This window comes from Streptomyces sp. NPDC048291, from assembly GCF_043201715.1.
GTDB lineage: Bacteria > Actinomycetota > Actinomycetes > Streptomycetales > Streptomycetaceae > Streptomyces.
Genome location: NZ_JBICZC010000003.1, coordinates 26697 through 44624 on the forward strand (window position 1 = coordinate 26697; position 17928 = coordinate 44624).

The 17928-nt window shown below is 69.0% G+C and carries 13 protein-coding genes; 8 read left to right on the top strand and 5 right to left on the bottom strand.

All coding sequences use genetic code 11. The features are described 5' to 3' along the window. Positions 1-10: 10 nt before the first annotated feature. Positions 11-484: a winged helix-turn-helix transcriptional regulator gene (locus ACGF5O_RS07785; RefSeq protein ID WP_393809019.1), complete on the bottom strand. Its 474-nt coding sequence runs from the start codon at positions 482-484 to the stop codon at positions 11-13. A 349-nt stretch (positions 485-833) separates the two neighbouring features. Here ACGF5O_RS07785 and ACGF5O_RS07790 point away from each other — a divergent pair, with 349 nt between their 5' ends. Next, a complete protein-coding gene (locus ACGF5O_RS07790) occupies positions 834-1847 on the top strand; it encodes an NADP-dependent oxidoreductase (protein ID WP_393809020.1) in 1014 nt (337 codons plus the stop codon). Positions 1848-2263: 416 nt separating this feature from the next. Here ACGF5O_RS07790 and ACGF5O_RS07795 read toward each other — a convergent pair whose 3' ends face one another. From ACGF5O_RS07795 to ACGF5O_RS07805, 3 genes are read right to left on the bottom strand one after another with little or no spacing between them, the layout of a single operon-like run. Next, entirely contained in the window at positions 2264-3256 is a 993-nt protein-coding gene (locus tag ACGF5O_RS07795; RefSeq protein ID WP_393809021.1) for an enoyl-CoA hydratase/isomerase family protein, read from the bottom strand. Beyond that, positions 3249-4766, bottom strand: a complete 1518-nt coding sequence (locus ACGF5O_RS07800; protein ID WP_393809022.1) for a CoA-acylating methylmalonate-semialdehyde dehydrogenase — start codon at positions 4764-4766, stop codon at positions 3249-3251. Before ACGF5O_RS07800 ends, ACGF5O_RS07795 begins: the two co-directional genes overlap by 8 nt. 23 nt (positions 4767-4789) lie before the next feature. Further along, positions 4790-5950: an iron-containing alcohol dehydrogenase gene (locus tag ACGF5O_RS07805; protein ID WP_393809023.1), complete on the bottom strand. Its 1161-nt coding sequence runs from the start codon at positions 5948-5950 to the stop codon at positions 4790-4792. 128 nt (positions 5951-6078) lie between these two features. Between ACGF5O_RS07805 and ACGF5O_RS07810 the strand changes: the two genes are divergently transcribed. The 6 genes from ACGF5O_RS07810 to ACGF5O_RS07835 all read left to right on the top strand — a co-directional run bounded on the left by ACGF5O_RS07810 (position 6079) and on the right by ACGF5O_RS07835 (position 16463). Then, positions 6079-7041 carry a LysR family transcriptional regulator gene (locus ACGF5O_RS07810; RefSeq protein WP_393809024.1) on the top strand — a complete coding sequence of 321 codons (963 nt, stop codon included), beginning with the start codon at positions 6079-6081 and terminating at the stop codon, positions 7039-7041. Positions 7042-7963: 922 nt separating this feature from the next. Continuing rightward, positions 7964-9601, top strand: a complete 1638-nt coding sequence (locus ACGF5O_RS07815; protein ID WP_393809554.1) for a transporter — start codon at positions 7964-7966, stop codon at positions 9599-9601. 225 nt (positions 9602-9826) lie between these two features. Continuing rightward, positions 9827-10738, top strand: a complete 912-nt coding sequence (locus ACGF5O_RS07820) for an alpha/beta hydrolase (RefSeq protein WP_393809025.1) — start codon at positions 9827-9829, stop codon at positions 10736-10738. 189 nt (positions 10739-10927) lie between these two features. Further along, on the top strand, positions 10928-12817 hold the full coding sequence (locus ACGF5O_RS07825) for a propionyl-CoA synthetase (protein ID WP_393809026.1): 1890 nt from the start codon (positions 10928-10930) through the stop codon (positions 12815-12817). A gap of 94 nt (positions 12818-12911) precedes the next feature. After that, the gene (locus ACGF5O_RS07830; protein ID WP_393809027.1) at positions 12912-15104 is read left to right on the top strand and encodes a SpoIIE family protein phosphatase; all 2193 of its coding nucleotides are present in this window, start codon (positions 12912-12914) and stop codon (positions 15102-15104) included. A 291-nt stretch (positions 15105-15395) separates the two neighbouring features. After that, positions 15396-16463, top strand: coding sequence for an alkene reductase (locus ACGF5O_RS07835; RefSeq protein ID WP_393809028.1), 1068 nt, complete (start codon positions 15396-15398; stop codon positions 16461-16463). A gap of 286 nt (positions 16464-16749) precedes the next feature. On the opposite strand, the gene ACGF5O_RS07840 is transcribed toward ACGF5O_RS07835, so the two are convergent. Continuing rightward, positions 16750-17250, bottom strand: a complete 501-nt coding sequence (locus ACGF5O_RS07840; RefSeq protein ID WP_393809029.1) for a PaaI family thioesterase — start codon at positions 17248-17250, stop codon at positions 16750-16752. Between the two features lie 93 nt (positions 17251-17343). Here ACGF5O_RS07840 and ACGF5O_RS07845 point away from each other — a divergent pair, with 93 nt between their 5' ends. Beyond that, complete coding sequence (locus ACGF5O_RS07845) at positions 17344-17811, top strand: winged helix-turn-helix transcriptional regulator (RefSeq protein WP_393809030.1); 468 nt, start codon at positions 17344-17346, stop codon at positions 17809-17811. Positions 17812-17928 lie beyond the last annotated feature (117 nt).

Consider the following 17928-nt stretch of genomic DNA (forward strand, 5'->3'; position numbering starts at 1 on the left):
GGGCTTCATGTCACTCGGCGGACCTCATGCGAAACGCGGGACCTGGGACACTCTCGATGCCCTCCGCCTCCACGGAGTGGCCTTGTTCGCAGCGCACCTGCACGTTGACGTGCGCACCGCATTCCCGGTGCCGCGCCAGCATGGCGGGCCCTTCCGGGTCGGCGAGGTATCGGTCGCCCCACTGCAGGAGCCCCAGCACCGCCGGCACCAGGTCCATGCCCTTGGGGGTGATCACGTACTTCGGCCGACCCCGCGAGCCGGGCTCCCGGTAGGTCTCGGTGGCCAGGATCCCCTCCTCCACGAGCATCCGGAGCCGGGTCGCGAGGAGGTTGCGAGGACAGCCGAGGACGCGTTCGAAGTCGCTGAAGCGGGACGAGCCGTACCAGACCTCGCGCAGGATCAGGATCGTCCACTTCTCGCCCACGACCTCAAGAGTCCGCCCGATGGAGCAGTTCGACGTGTCCCGGTCGAGACGGGGATCCATACCGGCAATCCGAAAAGCTTCGGTCCGCTCATCCATGCCGGTGATTCTAACCTCACCTGAGTTTACTTTTCCATACTCAGCCAGTAGCGTCATGTCCGCGCATCACAACGGGCCACCCATGCGACGCGGCCACGCTGGCTTCGACGTCACTTCCCAGGTCCGTCCGCCACCCGAAGGACAGCGCTCGTGCGCCTCGGGGCGCGGACCGCACCCCGGGGTCGACCAGGCCGTCCGGCAGACGGACCAGCCGCTCTGCCGACAACCCGGCGGGTGAACAGAAGCACCGCACCGAACCACCACCCCGACCACCGAGAAACCACCGCGAAGATCACACGGAAGGCTGGCTGACATGAAGGCATTCGTCGTCGAGAAGTACGGCAAGGACGGCGCACGCGCCGCGGAGGTACCCGAGCCCACTGTCGGAGACCGCGACGTTCTGATCAGAGTGAGCGCCGCCAGCATCAACCCGCTGGACAAAATGGTCCGCAACGGGGAGTTCAAGCAGCTCCTCAAGTACAAGACCCCCTTCGTGCTCGGCCACGACGTGGCCGGCGTGGTGACCCGGGTCGGCTCCGCCGTACGCGCCTTCAAGGTCGGCGACGAGGTCTACGCCCGTCCGCGCGACCTGCGGATCGGGGGCTTCGCGGAGTTCATCGCGATCGACCAGGACGACGTCGCGCCCAAGCCGGCCTCGCTCACTCCCCAGGAGGCAGCCGCGGTGCCGCTGGTGGCCCTGGCCGCCTGGCAGATCCTCGTCGACCGTGGTCGTGTGAAGCCAGGTCACAAGGTGCTCGTCCACGCGGGTGCCGGCGGCCTCGGATCGACGGTCGTCCAGCTCGCCAAGCATCTCGGTGCCACGGTGGCCACGACGACGGACACCGACACCGAGAAGCTGGTACGGAGCCTCGGCGCCGACGTCGTCGTCGACTACACCAAGGAGGACTTCTCGAAGGTCCTGTCCGGCTACGACCTGGTGCTGGACTCCGTGGGCGGGGCGAACCTCGAAAAGTCCCTGACGGTGCTGAAGCCCGGCGGCCTGGCCATCGGCGTCGTCGGCCCGCCGGACGCCGGGTTCGCCAAGCAGCTCGGCGCACCCTCGCTCCTCGGCCTGGTCATGAACACACTCAGCCGCAAGATCCGCAAGCAGGCCAGGGCGCTCGGCGTGCGCTACCAGTTCTTCTTCATGCAGGCCAACGGCTCTCAGCTGCGCAAGCTCAGCGCCCTCTACGACAGCGGGAAGCTCCGCCCCGTCATCGACAGCACCTTCCCGTTCGACCAGACGCTCGAGGCGATGGCATATGTCGAGCAGGGCCGCACCAAGGCGGGCAAGGTCGTGGTTTCCATGACGGACGACAACGGCTGAGATCAGGTCGGCCGTATGCCTTCCGCCCGGCGTGGTTGCCCGAGGGACGACGACGCCGTCGGCGACCGGTGTCGCTGGCTGCTGCGCTGTGGGCATCGCGCGTGCCCGGGCCCAGCCGGGCCGAGTGGTCCAGAGGTGAGCCCTTGGTCCACCCCCAACGCACATCAGCGCGCCGGAACCGTTCCTTCCCGCGCGCAGGTCGAACAGCTCCCCCGGGCCACGGCACCGGCGCGGGCGCACGACGGCAGGGAAGCGCTGTGGCAGGCCCCTCAAGAGCAACGGTTTCCGGCCCGGCGTGACGACGGTCGTCCTCGCATCGCCGTACCCGACGAGATCGGACGCTGCACGGCCACGAACGGACAGGCTTGCAGGGGCACACGGCTGAAGCGAGTCCTCGCTCAGGCCGGCAGCCGTCCTCAGCCCCTCGACGCGCCCTGCCATACGGGGCGTCGGTCCTTGTCGACCAGGGCCGCTCGGACGCCCTCCAGGAAGTCCGGCGTGCGGATGGTCGTGCGCGTGAGGGCGAGCTCGGTGTGCAGACACTGGCGCAACGTGTGCTGCCTGCCTCGGACCAGCAGGGCGTGGGTGATCTCCAGACTCTGCGGCGAGACGGCCTCCCAAGCCGCCAGCGCGGCCTCCGCCCACGGAGTGCCGAGCCGGCGCAGGCGCTTCTCCATCTCGCCGAGGTCAGGGGCGCCGAACACCCGGTCCAGGTCCCCACGGACCGCGGCCAGCGCGCTCCGCGCCACCGGGGACCGGCCGCCGAGACGGTTGAGGACCGTGTCCACCGGGTCGCCGGGGCTGTCGGCCAGAGCGTCCGCGACGGCGTGGAGCCCGTCCGCAGGGACGAAGTGCGTGGCCAACCCCGTGTACAGAGCGTCGGCCGCGTCCAGCCGGTACCCGGTCAGTCCCAGGTACATGCCGATCGCGCCGGGCAGCCTCGGCAGGAAGTAGCTGGCCCCGACGTCCGGGAAGAACCCGATCGCGGTCTCGGGCATGGCCAGGACCGCGTGCTCGGTGACAACACGAAATGCCCCGTGGACGGACAGGCCGAGGCCGCCGCCCAGGCACAGGCCGTCGATGAGCGACACGATCGGGACGGGAGATTCGGCGATGCGGGCGTTGAGCCGGTACTCGGAGGCGAAGAACCGTTCACTGGCCTCGGTGTTCCCGGCGAGGCTGTGCTCGCGGACCGTGCGGATGTCTCCGCCGGCGCAGAACGCCTTCGTGCCGGTGCCGGCGAGCACCACGGCGGACAGCGGCTCGTGCTCCCACGCGGCGAGCGCACGGTCGATGGCGGCGATCATGTCTGTCGTCAGAGCGTTGAGCGCCCCGGGGCGATTCAGCAGGATCCGGCCGACGCCCCGCTGGACGTCGGCGAGAACCTCGGCCGGGGCCGCATCAGCCATGGGTGGGCATCGCGTAGTCCGCGCGGACCTGGCTGTCGTTCGGCCAGCGCGTGGTGGCGGTCTTGTAGCGGGTGTAGAACCGCACGCCTTCGGGGCCGTGGATGTGATGGTCGCCGAACAGGGACCGCTTCCAGCCACCGAAGGAGTGGAAGGCCATGGGCACCGGGATGGGCACGTTGACGCCGACCATGCCCGCCTTGACCTCGGCCAGGAAGGTGCGGGCCGTGTTCCCGTCGGCGGTGAAGATCGCCGTACCGTTGCCGAACTCGTGGTCGTTGACCAGCTTCAGCGCCTCGGCGAAGGACTGGGTGCGGACCATGGCCAGCACCGGTCCGAAGATCTCCTCACGGTAGATCCGCATCTCCGGGGTGACGTGGTCGAAGAACGAACCGCCCAGGAAGAAGCCGCCCTCGTTCCCCGGGAAAGCGGTCTTGCGGCCGTCGACGACCAGGTCGGCACCTTCCGTCGTGCCCACATCGAGGTAGCCGGCGACCTTGTCCCGGTGGATCTTGGTTACCAGCGGGCCCATCTCGACTCCGGCCGCGGTGCCGGGGCCGACCTTGAGGTCGGCGAGGGCTGCGACGAGTCGCTCGCGCAGGGCGTTCGCGGTGTCCTCTCCGACGGGGACGACCACCGAGATCGCCATGCAGCGCTCACCTGCCGAGCCGTAGGCGGCGCCCAGCAGCGCGGCGACGGCCTGGTCGAGGTCGGCGTCGGGCATGACGACCATGTGGTTCTTGGCGCCGCCGAGCGCCTGGACGCGCTTGCCGTGCGCGGTGGCGGTCCGGTGGACGTACTCGGCGATGGGGGTCGACCCGACGAAGCTGACGGCCTCGACGTCGTCGTGCGCGAGGAGTGCGTCCACAGCGGTCTTGTCTCCGTGGACGACGTTGAAGACGCCCTTGGGCAGTCCGGCTTCGGCGAGCAGTTCGGCGAGTTCGACGCTGAGGCTGGGGTCCTTCTCCGACGGCTTCATCACGAAGGTGTTCCCGCAGGCGAGCGCGACGGGGAACATCCACATCGGCACCATGGCGGGGAAGTTGAACGGCGAGATGCCCGCGACCACGCCGAGCGGCTGGCGCAGGGACACCGCATCCACCGCGCGGGCGACGTTCTCGGAGAACTCCCCCTTGAGCTGCTGAGGGATGCCACAGGCGAACTCCACGACCTCCAGCCCTCGGACGATCTCGCCCCGGGCGTCGTCGAGGACCTTGCCGTGCTCGGCCGTGATGATCGCGGCCAGCCGGTCCGTCTCCCGTTCCACCAGGTCCCGGAACCGGAACAGGATGCGGGCCCGGATGTGCGGCGGGGTGACGGACCAGGTCCGGAACGCCTCGGCGGCCGCCCTGACTGCCGCGTCCACGTCCTCGGCGGTCGCCATCGCGACAAGGCCGGTCACCTGGCCGAGGGCGGGGTTGTAGACCTCGCCGCGGGTCTCGGCGCCGCGGCCGTCGACGCGACCGTCGATGTAGTGGTCGATGTGCGCCGGAGCGGCGACTGCCGTGACCATCAGGACTCCTTGCTCGCCCGGTGTCAGGCGTAGATCTGCGCGTAGAGATCCTGGATCTCTTCCGCGGTGGGTACGACGGGGTTGTTGGCGGGGGAGCCGGACGCGAGCGCCTGCTCGGCCATGAGAGGCGACAGACGGAACCACTCGTCCTCGCCGATGCCGTGGGCCCGGGGGGTGGGCACCCCCAGGTCCTTGCACAGGGTGCGCAGCGCCGCCACGAACTTCTCGGCGGCCTTGTCGTCGCCGTCGGTCTCGGTGGCGGCTCCGAGTGCGCGGGCGCAGTCGGCATACCGGCTCTCGGCCGCGTGGACGGAGAACGCCGTCACCGCGGGGAAGAGCATCGCGTTCGACAGGCCGTGGGCGACGTGGAAGTGAGCGCCGATGGGGCGGCTCATGCCGTGCACGAGGGCCACGCTGGAGTTGGAGAAGGCGATACCGGCCTGGGTCGCGGCGAGCATCATCGCCTCGCGGGCCTCGGTGTCCCCGCCGTCCGCGTAGGCGCGGCGGAGGTGCTCGCCGATGGTCCGGATCGCGTTCAGCGCAAGGCCGTCGGAGAACGGATTGGCCTTGCGGCTCACGTACGCCTCGACGGCGTGCGTGAGCGCGTCGACTCCGGTGTCGGCGGTCAGCCTCCGCGGCATCGACAGGGTCAGTTCGAAGTCGACGACGGCGGCGACAGGCAGGAAGGCCGGCCCCGGGCAGAGCATCTTCTCGTCCGTGACGCTGTCCGTGATGACGGTGAACTGCGTCGCCTCCGAGCCGCTGCCCGCGGTCGTCGGGACCGCGATCACCGGAAGCGCCGGACCGATGTTGACGCGCGGGGCCTTGTAGTCCCGCATCCGCCCACCCTGGACGCCCAGCAGGCCGAGCGCCTTGGCGGTGTCCATCGGGCTGCCGCCGCCGAATCCGATCACCGAGTCCGCTCCGTGCTCCCGCAGGACGGCCAGGCCCTCGCCGAGCGAGTCGGTCGTCGGATCCGGGACGGTGCCGGCGAACAGGCGCGGCTGGAGCCCGGCGCCCCTCAGCGTCTCCATCAGTCGTTCCGCCGCACCGGTCCCGGCGAGGAACGCGTCCGTCACCAACAGGGGGCGGCGCAGGCCCAGTCCGGCGACGACGTCGCCCAGCTCGCCGACGGCGCCGCGGCCGACGCGCATGATCCTCGGGAGGGAAAGGTTGGCAGTCATGGCGGCCCTTCGGCATGAACGGCGGGGCATGTCGCACCCGGTGACCCGACTGTGCGACCCACCATCGTGTGCAATCAACCACCAATGATGCACACCAGATGTGCAGAAATGCAGATACGGTGGTGTCCGTGCACCCCGATTCCCCGGAGGAAAGCTCTGCCCCGCGGCCGACCGGCACGCGCCGGGCCGTCGATCCGCGCAGACTCCGCGCGGACGACCTGCGCTACCTCCTCGCGGTCTCCCGTACCGGGCGTCTGGTCACCGCCGCCGACGCCCTCGGTGTGGATCACACCACTGTGTCACGCCGTATCGCCGCACTGGAGAAGACCGTCGGCGTGCGCCTCGTGGAACGCGGCACGGACGGATGGACGCTGACGGACATCGGACGGGCCGTCTCGGAGGACGCGCGCGCGATCGAGGAGGCACTCAACCGCGTCGTCGACCGTGCGGCGGGCCAGGACTCGCCGTCCCTGCACGGTACGGTGCGCGTCAGTGCGCCCGACGGATTCGGCACCGTCTTCGCCACGCCGGCCCTGGTGCGGGTGCGTCGCCGACACCCCCGTCTCCAGGTCGAACTCATCACCGCGACACGACAGCTCGCGCTGCACCCGTCCGGCTTCGATCTCGCTCTCGTCATCGGCGTTCCCTCAAGCAGCGGCCTGGTGACCGAGCACCTCACCGACTACACGCTGGGGCTCTACGCCTCCGACGACTACCTCGCCCTGCACGGCCGGCCGAGGACGGTGGCCGAATTGCGGGAGCACTCGCTCATCTTCTACATCGAGTCCCTGCTGCAGGTCGGCGACCTCGGCATCGAGCGCCACCTTCCAGGCATGTCCCCGGCGTTCTCCTCGACGAACGTCTTCGCGCAGCTCGAAGCCACCTGCCAGGGGGCCGGTATCGGCGTCCTGCCCGCGTTTCTGGCCCAGCGGGCACCGTTGCGCCGGCTGCTCGCCGACGAGATCGACATCCGGCTCCCCATCACCGTGGCCGTCCGCCGCGAGGCGGTGACACACCCCGCCGTAGGTGTCGTACGGGCCGCTCTGCGGCATGAGGCAGCCGAGCGGGCTGCCGAACTGACGCCGGAATGAACGCCACGGGATGTCCGGTGCCGTGAACGCCCGGCACGGGTCTCGGCACAGAGGACACTCCCCGACTCGGATGGCCCGTCAGGCAAACGGTGCCGCGGTGGTGTTGCCATCACGGACGTCCGCACCGGGTGCGGCACCCCTGGGTTTTCGGTGACTTGGCACACACACCTCACAGGCTGTTGACAGGTCATCACGGACACCGCGATTCTCTTGATCGCGACATCGCGTATCACGGCGACAGCGGCTCGTGAGCGCGTGTGCACTTCTGCGAGGTACTGCCGCGGTTTCGCGGCCTCTGCTCAGCCTCGCGTCCACCATCGTTCGCAAGCACCCGACACAGCACCCTGTGCATCGAGTGGCGACAGTTGCGAGCAGTGCATCCCCGTACCCGCACTGCCTGCGGTGCTCCGGCTGGGCGTCCACATCCCCTGGGCCTCTGCTCATCACCGCCCCCGTGCCGTCGGTCTGATCCCCACCCCCGCGTCACCGCGCGCTGCGCCGTTCCCGCCCTCACTGCCTGGAGGTTCCGTGCATCCGCAGTTCCCCCCGACTCCGCCCGGCCGCCCACCGACGCCGCTCCCCGCACGTGATACCGCGCAGTTGAAGGGCATCGACGCACTTCGCGAGACCACCCATCGTGAGCAGCGCGTCTTCCTCGTTGTCAACGCGGTCCCTTTCACTGTCGGCGCTGCGCTTTCCTGCTTCACCGATGTGCCCGCGGTGGCGGTACCCGGGAAGTTCACGCTGGGCATGGTGTGGGGCACCCTGCAGTGCGCCCTCTTCGTCGCCACCGCGTGGTGGTACGAGATTCGAAGTACACGGACGTCCGATCCCATCGAACGGTCCTTGACATCCGACATGCCCTCCGCCGGAGTGCCGTGGACAGCCCCCGTCAACGGGTCTTGGCGGTGAAGCGGTGACGATGGACATCCTGGGCTCAGGCGCGCTCGACCCCATCGGCCCGGACGGGAGACGCCCGGTGATCGTGGCCTTCCTGGTCTTCATCGGAGTGTCTCTGCTGTGGCTCTTCACGCTCGCCACGGCGGAGGAGGAAACCCCGGAGAAGCTCTATGTCGCCGACCGGTCACTCACCCCGCTCCTCAACGGATTCGCCCTGGCCGGCGAGCAGATCTCGGTCGTCACCCTGTTGACGGTCTCCGGAGGCGTCGCCCTCTTCGGCTACGACGGGTTCGCCTACGCCCTCGACGGCCTGATCATGCTCGGCGTACTGCTGCTTCTCGCACAGAAGATACGCAACAGTGGCCGTTACACCCTCGGCGACCTCTTCTCCCTGCGGGCGTCGGGTTCGGGCCCGCGCATCGCCGCGACCGCGGTGACCCTCGCCATCACGATTCCGCTCCTCATGATCCAGCTGCGTGCCGCCGGCATCAGCACGGCGCTCCTGATCGGCCTGTCGTCCGACGGCGCCCAGGTCCTGTGCACGGTGTTGATGGGCTGCCTCGTCGCCTGCTTCGCCGCGGTGGCGGGCTTGAGGGGCAACAGTTTCCTGCACGTCGCCAAGGTACCGATCACCTTGGCGGCGCTTGCGGTGATCACACTGCTGGCCCTCAGACGGTTCGACTGGAATCCCGACTCCCTGCTCTCGGCCTCGGTGGCGAACAGCATGGCGCCGGACGCCTACCTGAGGCCGGGGCTCTGGCCGTACACGGCGAGCCTCGGATCTCTCAACACATTCGGCAATCACATGGTCTTCATCCTCGGTACGGCCGTGATGCCACACCTGATCCTGCGGGTCGGCGCCTCCCGGACCGGACGAGCGGCCCGGCGGTCCATGAGCATCGCCGCGAGCCTGGTCGGGGTCTTCGTCCTCCTCCTGGTCACCACCGGCTTCGCATCGGCGGCCTTGGTAGGCGCGGCAGGCATCACCACGGCCGACACCACCGGGCAGTCGTCCTCGGTCCTGCTGGCCTCGGACGTACTGGGCGACGGTTCGACGGGGCGCGTCGTGCTCATCACCCTCATGGCGTGCGTCGTCTTCCTCACCGTGCTCACCACCGTGACCAGCGTGACCTTCGCTGCCGCGGTCTCCTTCACCCACGACGTGTACGCATCGGGCAAGCGCCGCCGCACCGACGCGGAAGAGGTGCGGGCACTGCGTGTGGCCGCCGTCGTCCTGTGCACGGTGGGCCTGTCGCTGGCCGCCGCCGTCCACAGGTATCCGACCGATTTCCTGGTCTCCTTCTCGATCAGCGTCGCGGCTTCATGCATCTTCCCCGCACTGGTGTACTCGTTCTTCTGGCACCGGTTCAACCGCAGAGGACTGCTGTGGTCCGTCTACGGGGGACTCCTCCTCTGCACCGTCCTCACGGTCTTCTCACCCATCGTCTCGGGGACCGAGTTCGCGGTGTGGCCGGCAGCGAGTTTCGACTGGTACCCGTACCAGACTCCAGGGCTGGTCTCCGTGCCTGCGGCGTTCGTCCTCGGATGGCTCGGCAGCATCACCTCGCCCAGGGATTCCGAGCACGCACTTCGGCGCCTGCAGTACACGATCCTGACGGGACGAACAGCCGGATCCCCCGCCACCGATCCGCAGCGGTAGCAGTTCGGGCCGCCGACTTACCTCACCGGCGCGTCGCCCCGGCGGCGACCATGCGGGCGGCCCGGCCGACAGCACCCCGACGAGCCTCGGTCCACACATCCGCGGAGTGATTCCACCCACCTGAGTTTACTTTCCAATACTCAGCCAGTAGCGTCACGGCCAGCACATCGACCCGCCCGCCGCACGGGAAGCCGTGACGGCACCCATCGTGTAAGGAGCGCCATCATGGGAGTCAGCCCAGAGGCAAAGCAGTTCGCGGAGTTCCTCGCGAGCGTGAGCGCCAAGTCGTCGACACCGGGGCTCGACCTCGCCATCATCCGCGACATCGTCGACTCGAACCACAAGGCTTCCACCGAGCCGGAGGGCGTCACCTACGCCGAGGTGGACGCGAACGGTGTCCCCGCCCTGTGGTGCATCCCCGAGGGCGCCGACCCCGACCGGGCCCTGCTCCACTTCCACTTCGGGGGCTCGGTCACCGCGTCGATGCACTCCGACCGCAAGGCCGCCGGCCACATCGCGAAGGCGGCCGGTGCCCGCTCGCTCGTGGTCGACTTCCGTCTGGCGCCCGAACACCCCTACCCCGCGCAGCTCGACGACGCCGAGACGGCTTACCGGTGGCTGCTCTCCCAGGGATACGAGCCCCGGAACATCGGCAGCACGGGCCACTCGATCGGCGGCACCCTCGCGGTGCTGCTGCCGCTGCGCCTGCTCGCGAAGGGCGAGGCGACCCCGGGTGCGATCGTCAGCGTCTCACCGTGGACCGACCTCACCATCCAGAACGCGTCGGTCGACGAGAACGAGGACAACGACAAGATGCTCAGCAGGGGCACCCTCGAACTCTTCCGGGGGGCCTGGCTCCAGGACCCCGCGGTGGACTTCGCCGACCCCGAGGTCAGCATCGCCAACGCCGACCTGACGGGTCTGCCGCCCACGATCGTCTTCTACGGCGCGTACGAGACCCTCGCCGACGACGGTGCCGAGCTGGGGCGCCGGCTCGCGGACCACAAGGTCACCTCCCAGGTCCACTCGGTGCCCGAGGGACAGCACTCGTTCGTCCTGGGCGCGGGCCGTGTGCCCGAGGTCGACGAGGCGATCGGGCAGATGGGGCAGTGGCTCCGCCGGCACCTCGGCGCCTGACCAGCACCACCGCTCGTTGACGCAGGGGTCCGGCAGATCCGGCCGCAGCCCTGTCCAGCAGCAGCCGGTCGGGCAGGGCTCCCCGGAATCCTGCCCGCCCATGGCGGCCGACATGGAGTATGCGTACCCGACACCGTTCCGCAGGCCGCCGCCGCAGCCAGGTCCCCCGATGAGACAAAGGAGTCCGCGATGGGAATCTACGAGGATGTGTTCCGCGCCAGTACCGACGACCCGGAGAGCTTCTGGCTGAAGGCGGCGGAGGGCATCGACTGGGATGTCGCTCCGCGACGCGCCCTGGACTCCTCGGCCGCACCCTTCTACCGCTGGTTTCCCGACGGACGGCTCAACGTCTGTTTCAACGCCCTCGACCGACACGTCGAAGCCGGCCGGGGCGAACAACCCGCACTCGTCTACGACTCACCGGTGACCGACAGCCGACGCACCTACACCTTCGCGCAGCTGAGGAACGAGGTCGCGGCCTTCGCCGGAGCGCTCGCGCAGCTCGGCGTGGTGCACGGCGATCGGGTGGTCATCTACATGCCGATGGTGCCCGAGGCCGTGGTCGCGATGCTGGCCTGCGCACGCATCGGCGCGGTCCACTCGGTCGTCTTCGGCGGGTTCGCCCCGCACGAGCTGGCGGTCCGTATCGACGACGCGGCACCCAAGGTCATCGTCTCCGCCTCCTGCGGCATCGAGGGCAAGCGGGTCATCGCGTACAAGCCCCTGCTCGACCGGGCGGTCGAACTCGCGGCTCACAAGCCCGAAAAGTGTGTGATCCTGCAACGCCCGCAGCAGACGGCCGCGTTGGGGCCCGGCGATCTGGACTGGGACGAACTGGTCGCCGCCGCGACGTCGGCCGACTGCGTGCCCGTCCCCGCCACCGATCCCCTCTACATCCTCTACACGTCCGGAACGACCGGGAAACCCAAGGGAGTCGTGCGTGACTGCGGCGGCTACGCGGTCGCCCTCCACTGGTCGATGGGAGCCGTCTACGACGTGGGCCCGGGCGAGACGATGTTCACCGGATCCGACGTCGGCTGGGTCGTCGGGCACTCGTACATCGTCTACGCACCCCTGCTGGTCGGCGCCACGACGGTCCTGTACGAAGGCAAGCCGGTCGGCACGCCGGACGCCGGCCAGTTCTGGCGCGTTGCCGCCGAGAACCGGGTCAAGACCATGTTCACGGCGCCCACCGCCTTCCGGGCCATCCGCAAGGAGGACCCGGAAGGAACACTCACCGCGGACTGCGACCTGACCGGCCTGCGCCACCTCTTCCTGGCCGGCGAGCGCCTCGACCCCGAGACCTATCACTGGGCGAGCCGTCTTCTGGGAGTGCCCGTGATCGACCACTGGTGGCAGACCGAGACCGGCTGGCCCATCGTCGCCAACCCCGTGGGCATCGAACTCGCTCCCCTCAAGCCCGGCTCCCCGACCCGCCCGCTGCCGGGCTGGGACGTCCGCGTCCTCGACAGCTCGGGCGGTCAGATGCCGGTGGGCGTCGACGGCGCGATCGTCGTGAAGCTCCCTCTGCCGCCCGGCGCTCTCCCCACCCTCTGGAAGGACGACGACCGCTACGTCGCCTCCTACCTCTCCGCCTACCCGGGCTACTACCTCACCGGAGACAGCGGCCACATCGACGAGGACGGCTACGTCTTCGTCATGGGCCGCACCGACGACGTCATCAACGTCGCCGGACACCGGCTGTCCACCGGCAGCATGGAGGAGGCCCTGGCCGCCCATCCCGATGTCGCCGAATGTGCCGTCATCGGCGTGGCCGATGCCCTGAAGGGACAGATCCCGCGCGGCTTCGTCGTTCTGAAGGCCGGCACCTACCGCGAACCGGGCGAGGTCGAGGCCGAACTCGTCCGGCTCGTGCGCGAACGCATCGGCGCCGTCGCGTCCCTCAAGGACGTCACCGTCGTGGCCGCCCTGCCCAAGACCCGCTCGGGAAAGATCCTGCGCAAGACGATGCGCGGCATCGCCGACGGGCACGACGAACCCATCCCCTCCACGGTGGACGACCCCCGCGTGATCGATGTCCTGCGCCCTGTTCTCCGCCGCCCCGGCCACACTCAGTGAGCGGAACGCGTACGTACTGTCGCCGAAGGGCGGGCACGTCCGTCGCGCTGTGCGGAAGACGGCCCACCCACCGGGGTGGGCGTACCTTTTCACTATGGGGACCGACACCCATGCCTACCTCAGCGAAGTCGCTCGGGGCCTCGCACCCCGAGCGGATCAGTTGGTCGACGTCGTGCTGCAACACCTGCGCGCCGAGTTTCCCGAGGTGTGGAAGTACGAGGACATCGCCGCCGCCGCGCCGGTGTCGCTGTCCCAACACATCACCACCAGTCTGGATTTCCTGGCACGCGGTCTTGATTCGACCGAGGTCAGGACACCACCGGCCGCCATTGACTTCGCTCGGCTCCTGGCCGAACACGGGGTTCCGATCAGTCAGCTCCTGCGGATCTATCGGCTCGTCCACGCGGATCTGCTCCAGCACCTCAATGCGGAGACAGCTCGTGTCGCCGGGTCCCAGGAGTTGATCAACGAGATGACGGTGACGCTGAGCGCGTTGGCCTTCGAGTACGTCGATCGCACGTCGGAACAGACCGTCGCGGCGTACCAACGGGAACGCGACCGCTGGCTCCAGCGTCGCCTTCTCACGATCAACGAGGCCGGGACACGGATCGGGACGACCCTGGACACCACCCGCACCGCTCAGGAACTGGCGGACGTCGGTGCCGACCATCTCGCGGATCTTGTCACCGTCGACCTGCTTTCCTGCGCTCTCCAGGAGGACGAGACCCACCCGGCAGCCGGTTCCTTGACGCTCCACCGAGTCGCCCGGGCGGTCTCGGACACCTGGACGGACCCGACGGTCGACCCGGGTCGGACACATACGCACCCGGAGGGCTCCGAACCGGCTCGCGTGCTGGCCACCGGACAGCCGGTGCGGCTCCGCATCGCGGCCGACGACGTCCCCACCTGGCTGGCGATGTCGACGGACCGCGGGCTCGCCGAGCACGCCCCGGGCCCGCGTTCCATGTTGCTGGTCCCCCTCTGGGCCCGCGGAAGCCCACTGGGACTGGCCCAGTTCGTCCGCAGCCACACCGCGGAACCCTTCGACGACGACGAACTGCTGCTGGCCAGGGAGATCGCGTCCAGAGCGGCGGTGAACATCGACAACGCCCGTCGCTACACCCAGGAGCGTGCCACCGCGCTCACCCTGCAACGCAGCCTGCTGCCGCAGGACGTGCCGGAGGAGTCCGCCGTCGAGACGGCATCGCGCTACCTGCCCAGTGGATCACGAGCGGGCGTGGGGGGCGACTGGTTCGACGTGATACCGCTCTCCGGGGCCCGCGTCGCCCTCGTCGTGGGCGACGTGATCGGCCACGGCCTGCACGCCGCGGCCACCATGGGACGCCTGCGGACGGCCGTACGTACCTTGGCGGACATCGACCTGACCCCCGACGAACTACTCACACACCTCGATGACGTGGTCATCCGCCTTCAGCGCGAGAAGGAGCGGGGCGCGGACGAGATCAGCGCCACCTGCCTGTACGCGGTCTACGACCCCGTCTCCGGCACGTGCGCCCTGGCCAGCGCCGGACACATTCCGCCGGCCGTGGTGACGCCCCTGACCGGCGACGGCGATGCACCCGCATCCCGCGCGGTCGACTTCCCGGAAATGCCGATCGGCCCGCCCCTGGGGCTGGGCGGACTCCCTTTCGAAACCGCCCAGTTCGAAATGCCACCGGACGGCCGGCTCGTGCTGTACACCGATGGTCTCGTCCAGAACCGCTCACGTGACGTCGATACCGCCCTCGACCTGCTGCGCGACGTCCTGACCCGGGCACCGGCATCGCTCGAGGAGACCTGCGACGAACTGCTCGCCGCACTGCTGCCCCAGCGCCCCGCGGATGACGTCGCCCTTCTCGTGGCACGGACCGAAGCTCTCGATGCCGAGCACGTCGCCACCTGGGACGTCCCCTGCGACCCGGCGGTCGTCTCCGAGGTCCGCGCCCACGCTTCCGCCCAGCTGGCCGCCTGGGGTCTGGAAGAGCTGGGCTTCACCACGGAACTCGTGGTCAGCGAGCTGGTGACGAACGCCATCCGCTACGGCAGGAGCCCCATCCTCCTGCGGATGATCCTGCAATCCACCCTGACGTGCGAGGTGTCCGACACCAGCAGTACCGCCCCGCACCTGCGCCGCGCCCGGGCCTGCGACGAAGGCGGTCGGGGCCTGCTCCTGGTCGCCCAACTCACCGAACACTGGGGCACACGGCACAATCCCGAGGGGAAGGTCATCTGGGCGGAGCAGAAGATTCCACCGTCCCTTGCCGAAGTGCCGTCCGGATCTGGATGAGCTTTCGCGGGGCGTACCGGCGCACCGGCGCCCCATGCCCCGCATACACGATCCAACGCCGCGAACTCTTGGCTTCCGGGGTACTCACTTGCGGCCGACCGCCGTCCAACATAGTATTATGATCGTAATTCAACAAGCTCACACGGCCACCCATTCGGCCGGCAGGGGCTGCAAGCGCGCACCACCAGGCCGGGAAGCACGAGCGCACCGGCGTGCGCCCGGCCGACCGTGCGCACGAGGTGTCCGCCCCTCCCCTGAGCGATCCACCACTCATCACCCTAGGAATCACCCATGCTCAACGCCCTGTGGAACCCGACCACCGTCGGAGAGATCGCGCTGCCGCACCGGCTCGCCATGGCCCCCTTGACCCGCAGCCGCGCCACCGTCGACGGCGCCCCGACCGAGCTGAACGCCGAGTACTACGCCCAGCGCGCCTCGCATGCGCTCATCATCACCGAGGGCACCCAGCCCTCCGCGGACGGTCAGGGCTACCCGGTGACCCCGGGCATCTACACCGAGGAACACATCGCCGGCTGGCGCAAGGTCACCGACGCCGTGCACGCGGCCGACGGGCGCGTCGTCATCCAGCTGATGCACGCCGGGCGCATCTCCCACCCGGACAACACGCCCCACCACCGGCAGCCGGTAGCACCCTCTGCGATCAAGCCGTCGGGCCAGACGTTCACGGCGACCGGACTCCAGGAAATGCCGGAGCCGCGCGAACTGTCCACCGAGGAGGTCGCCGCGACGGTCGACGAGTTCCGGCACGCCGCTGGGGCAGCCATCGCGGCCGGGGCTGACGGCGTCGAGATCCACGGGGCCAACGGCTACCTGGTCAACCAGTTCCTCTTCCCCAGCGCCAACCAGCGCACCGACCGGTACGGGGGTTCCCTCGACAATCGCATCCGTTTCGCGGTGGAGGTCGCCACGGCCGTGGCCGACGAGATCGGCGCCGGCCGCACCGGCATCCGGATCTCTCCCGGCAACCCGTTCCAGCTCAACGACCTCGCGGAGAGCGACCCCCACGAGCTCTACCCGCACCTTCTGCGCGCCCTGGCCCCCCTCAACCTCGCCTACCTGCACGTGGGCCACGGCGGCGACGAGGAGTTGCTCTTCACCCTCCGCAAGCTCTGGCCCACCACACTGATCCTCAACCGGGCGGGTGCCGACATCACGACCCGCGCCAAGGACATCGAGGACGGGCTGGCCGACGTCGTCACCGTCGGGACCATGGCCCTCGCCAACCCCGACCTCGTGGAGCGCGTCCGCTCCGGCGCACCCCTCAACACCCCGAACCCCGAGACCTTCTACGGCGGTGGCGCGGCCGGCTACACCGACTACCCCGCCCTTTCCGCCTGACGAAGAGTCCGGCGCCCGGGGGAATCAACAACCGTCGGGCACCTCTACACGCCTGCGGCGCACGGCGGCCCGGCACCCCGAAGAAATACGGGGCGCCACCGACGTGCGCCGCAGCCGTTTCACCTCACACCCCGGCGTCCTGCGCCTAGGTCGAGGGAGTCCGGCATCACCGCACCGACATCACTCCCGGCCGGTCAGTGGCGAAGAAGGAAGAAGGGGGACATCGAAGGAGGACGAGACGTGGTACTCGGCGACGGAGGTCCGCTGCACAAGCCGCCGACAAAGCTCACTCTTCAGCCGAAGGCGCCGGGAAGAGCAGGCAACTGCTCGTGGCGTGTGCGAGCAAACGGTCCTCCGGGTCAACCAACTGCGCCTGGGCAAGGGCAGTTCGACGGCCTTGGCTGACAACCGTGCCGATGGCACGCACCGTGCCCGTGTCCACGGTGATCCGTCGCAGGAACTTCACCGTCAGGTCGAGTGAGGTGTAGGCCATGCCCCGCGAGAGGGTGGACTGGACGGCGCAACCCGCCGCCGAATCGAGCAGGGTGGCGAAGATGCCGCCGTGCACGCTGCCGATCGGGTTGTAGTGCTCCTCGCCAGGCGCAAGGGAGAAGACCGCCCTGCCGGGCTCCACCTCGTCCAGGGTGAAGTCGATGGCGTAGTTGATGGGCGGCCCGGGCAACCGTCCGGCACGCACCTCGCGCAGGAAGTCGATGCCGGCCATGCGCCCGGCGGCTTCCGCAAGGATCGCAGGATCTTCCCAACGATACGAACGCGTTCGTCCCACGATCGAGGCACCTTCCATCTGACTTTTACCAGCGAAGTTAGCTTCCGTCGCATCTGACTGTCAATATCGAAGTCAGACCGTTACGATGACGGAATGGAGTGGCTTGAAGCGAGCACCGAAAACTGCCCCGTCCAGCGCACACTCGACGTGGTCGGAGAGAAATGGACGCTGCTGATCCTGCGTGACGCCGTCAACGGAGTTCACCGCTTCGACGACTTCCGCCGGCACATCGGGCTCTCGGAGTCCGTGCTCAGCAGCCGGCTCCGAAAACTGGTCTCGGCCGACATCCTCAAGACCGTCCCCTACCAGGAGCCGGGCAGCCGATCCCGCAACGAGTACCACCTCACCCGTAAGGGCTGGGACCTGTGGCCCGTCTTCATGGCACTGAGCCAGTGGGGCGAGGCATACGCCATCGGTCCCGAGGGTCCCCCGTTGGACGTCCGCCACACGGGCTGCGAAGCTCCGGTCCGCGTAGTCGTGGAGTGCTCCGCGGAGCACTCCGCCCTCACACCCGCGGACGTCACCGCCCGACTGGGAGCAGGAGCCCGCCACCGGCCATAGGGAACGCAACCGGAGAGAGGGATCGACCACAGGTTACATATCGGTCGTAATATTACGCACATCAGGCCATGGTTTAGGATGGTTCGGAAAGGCAACGACCCCATGAGGCGACTGGAG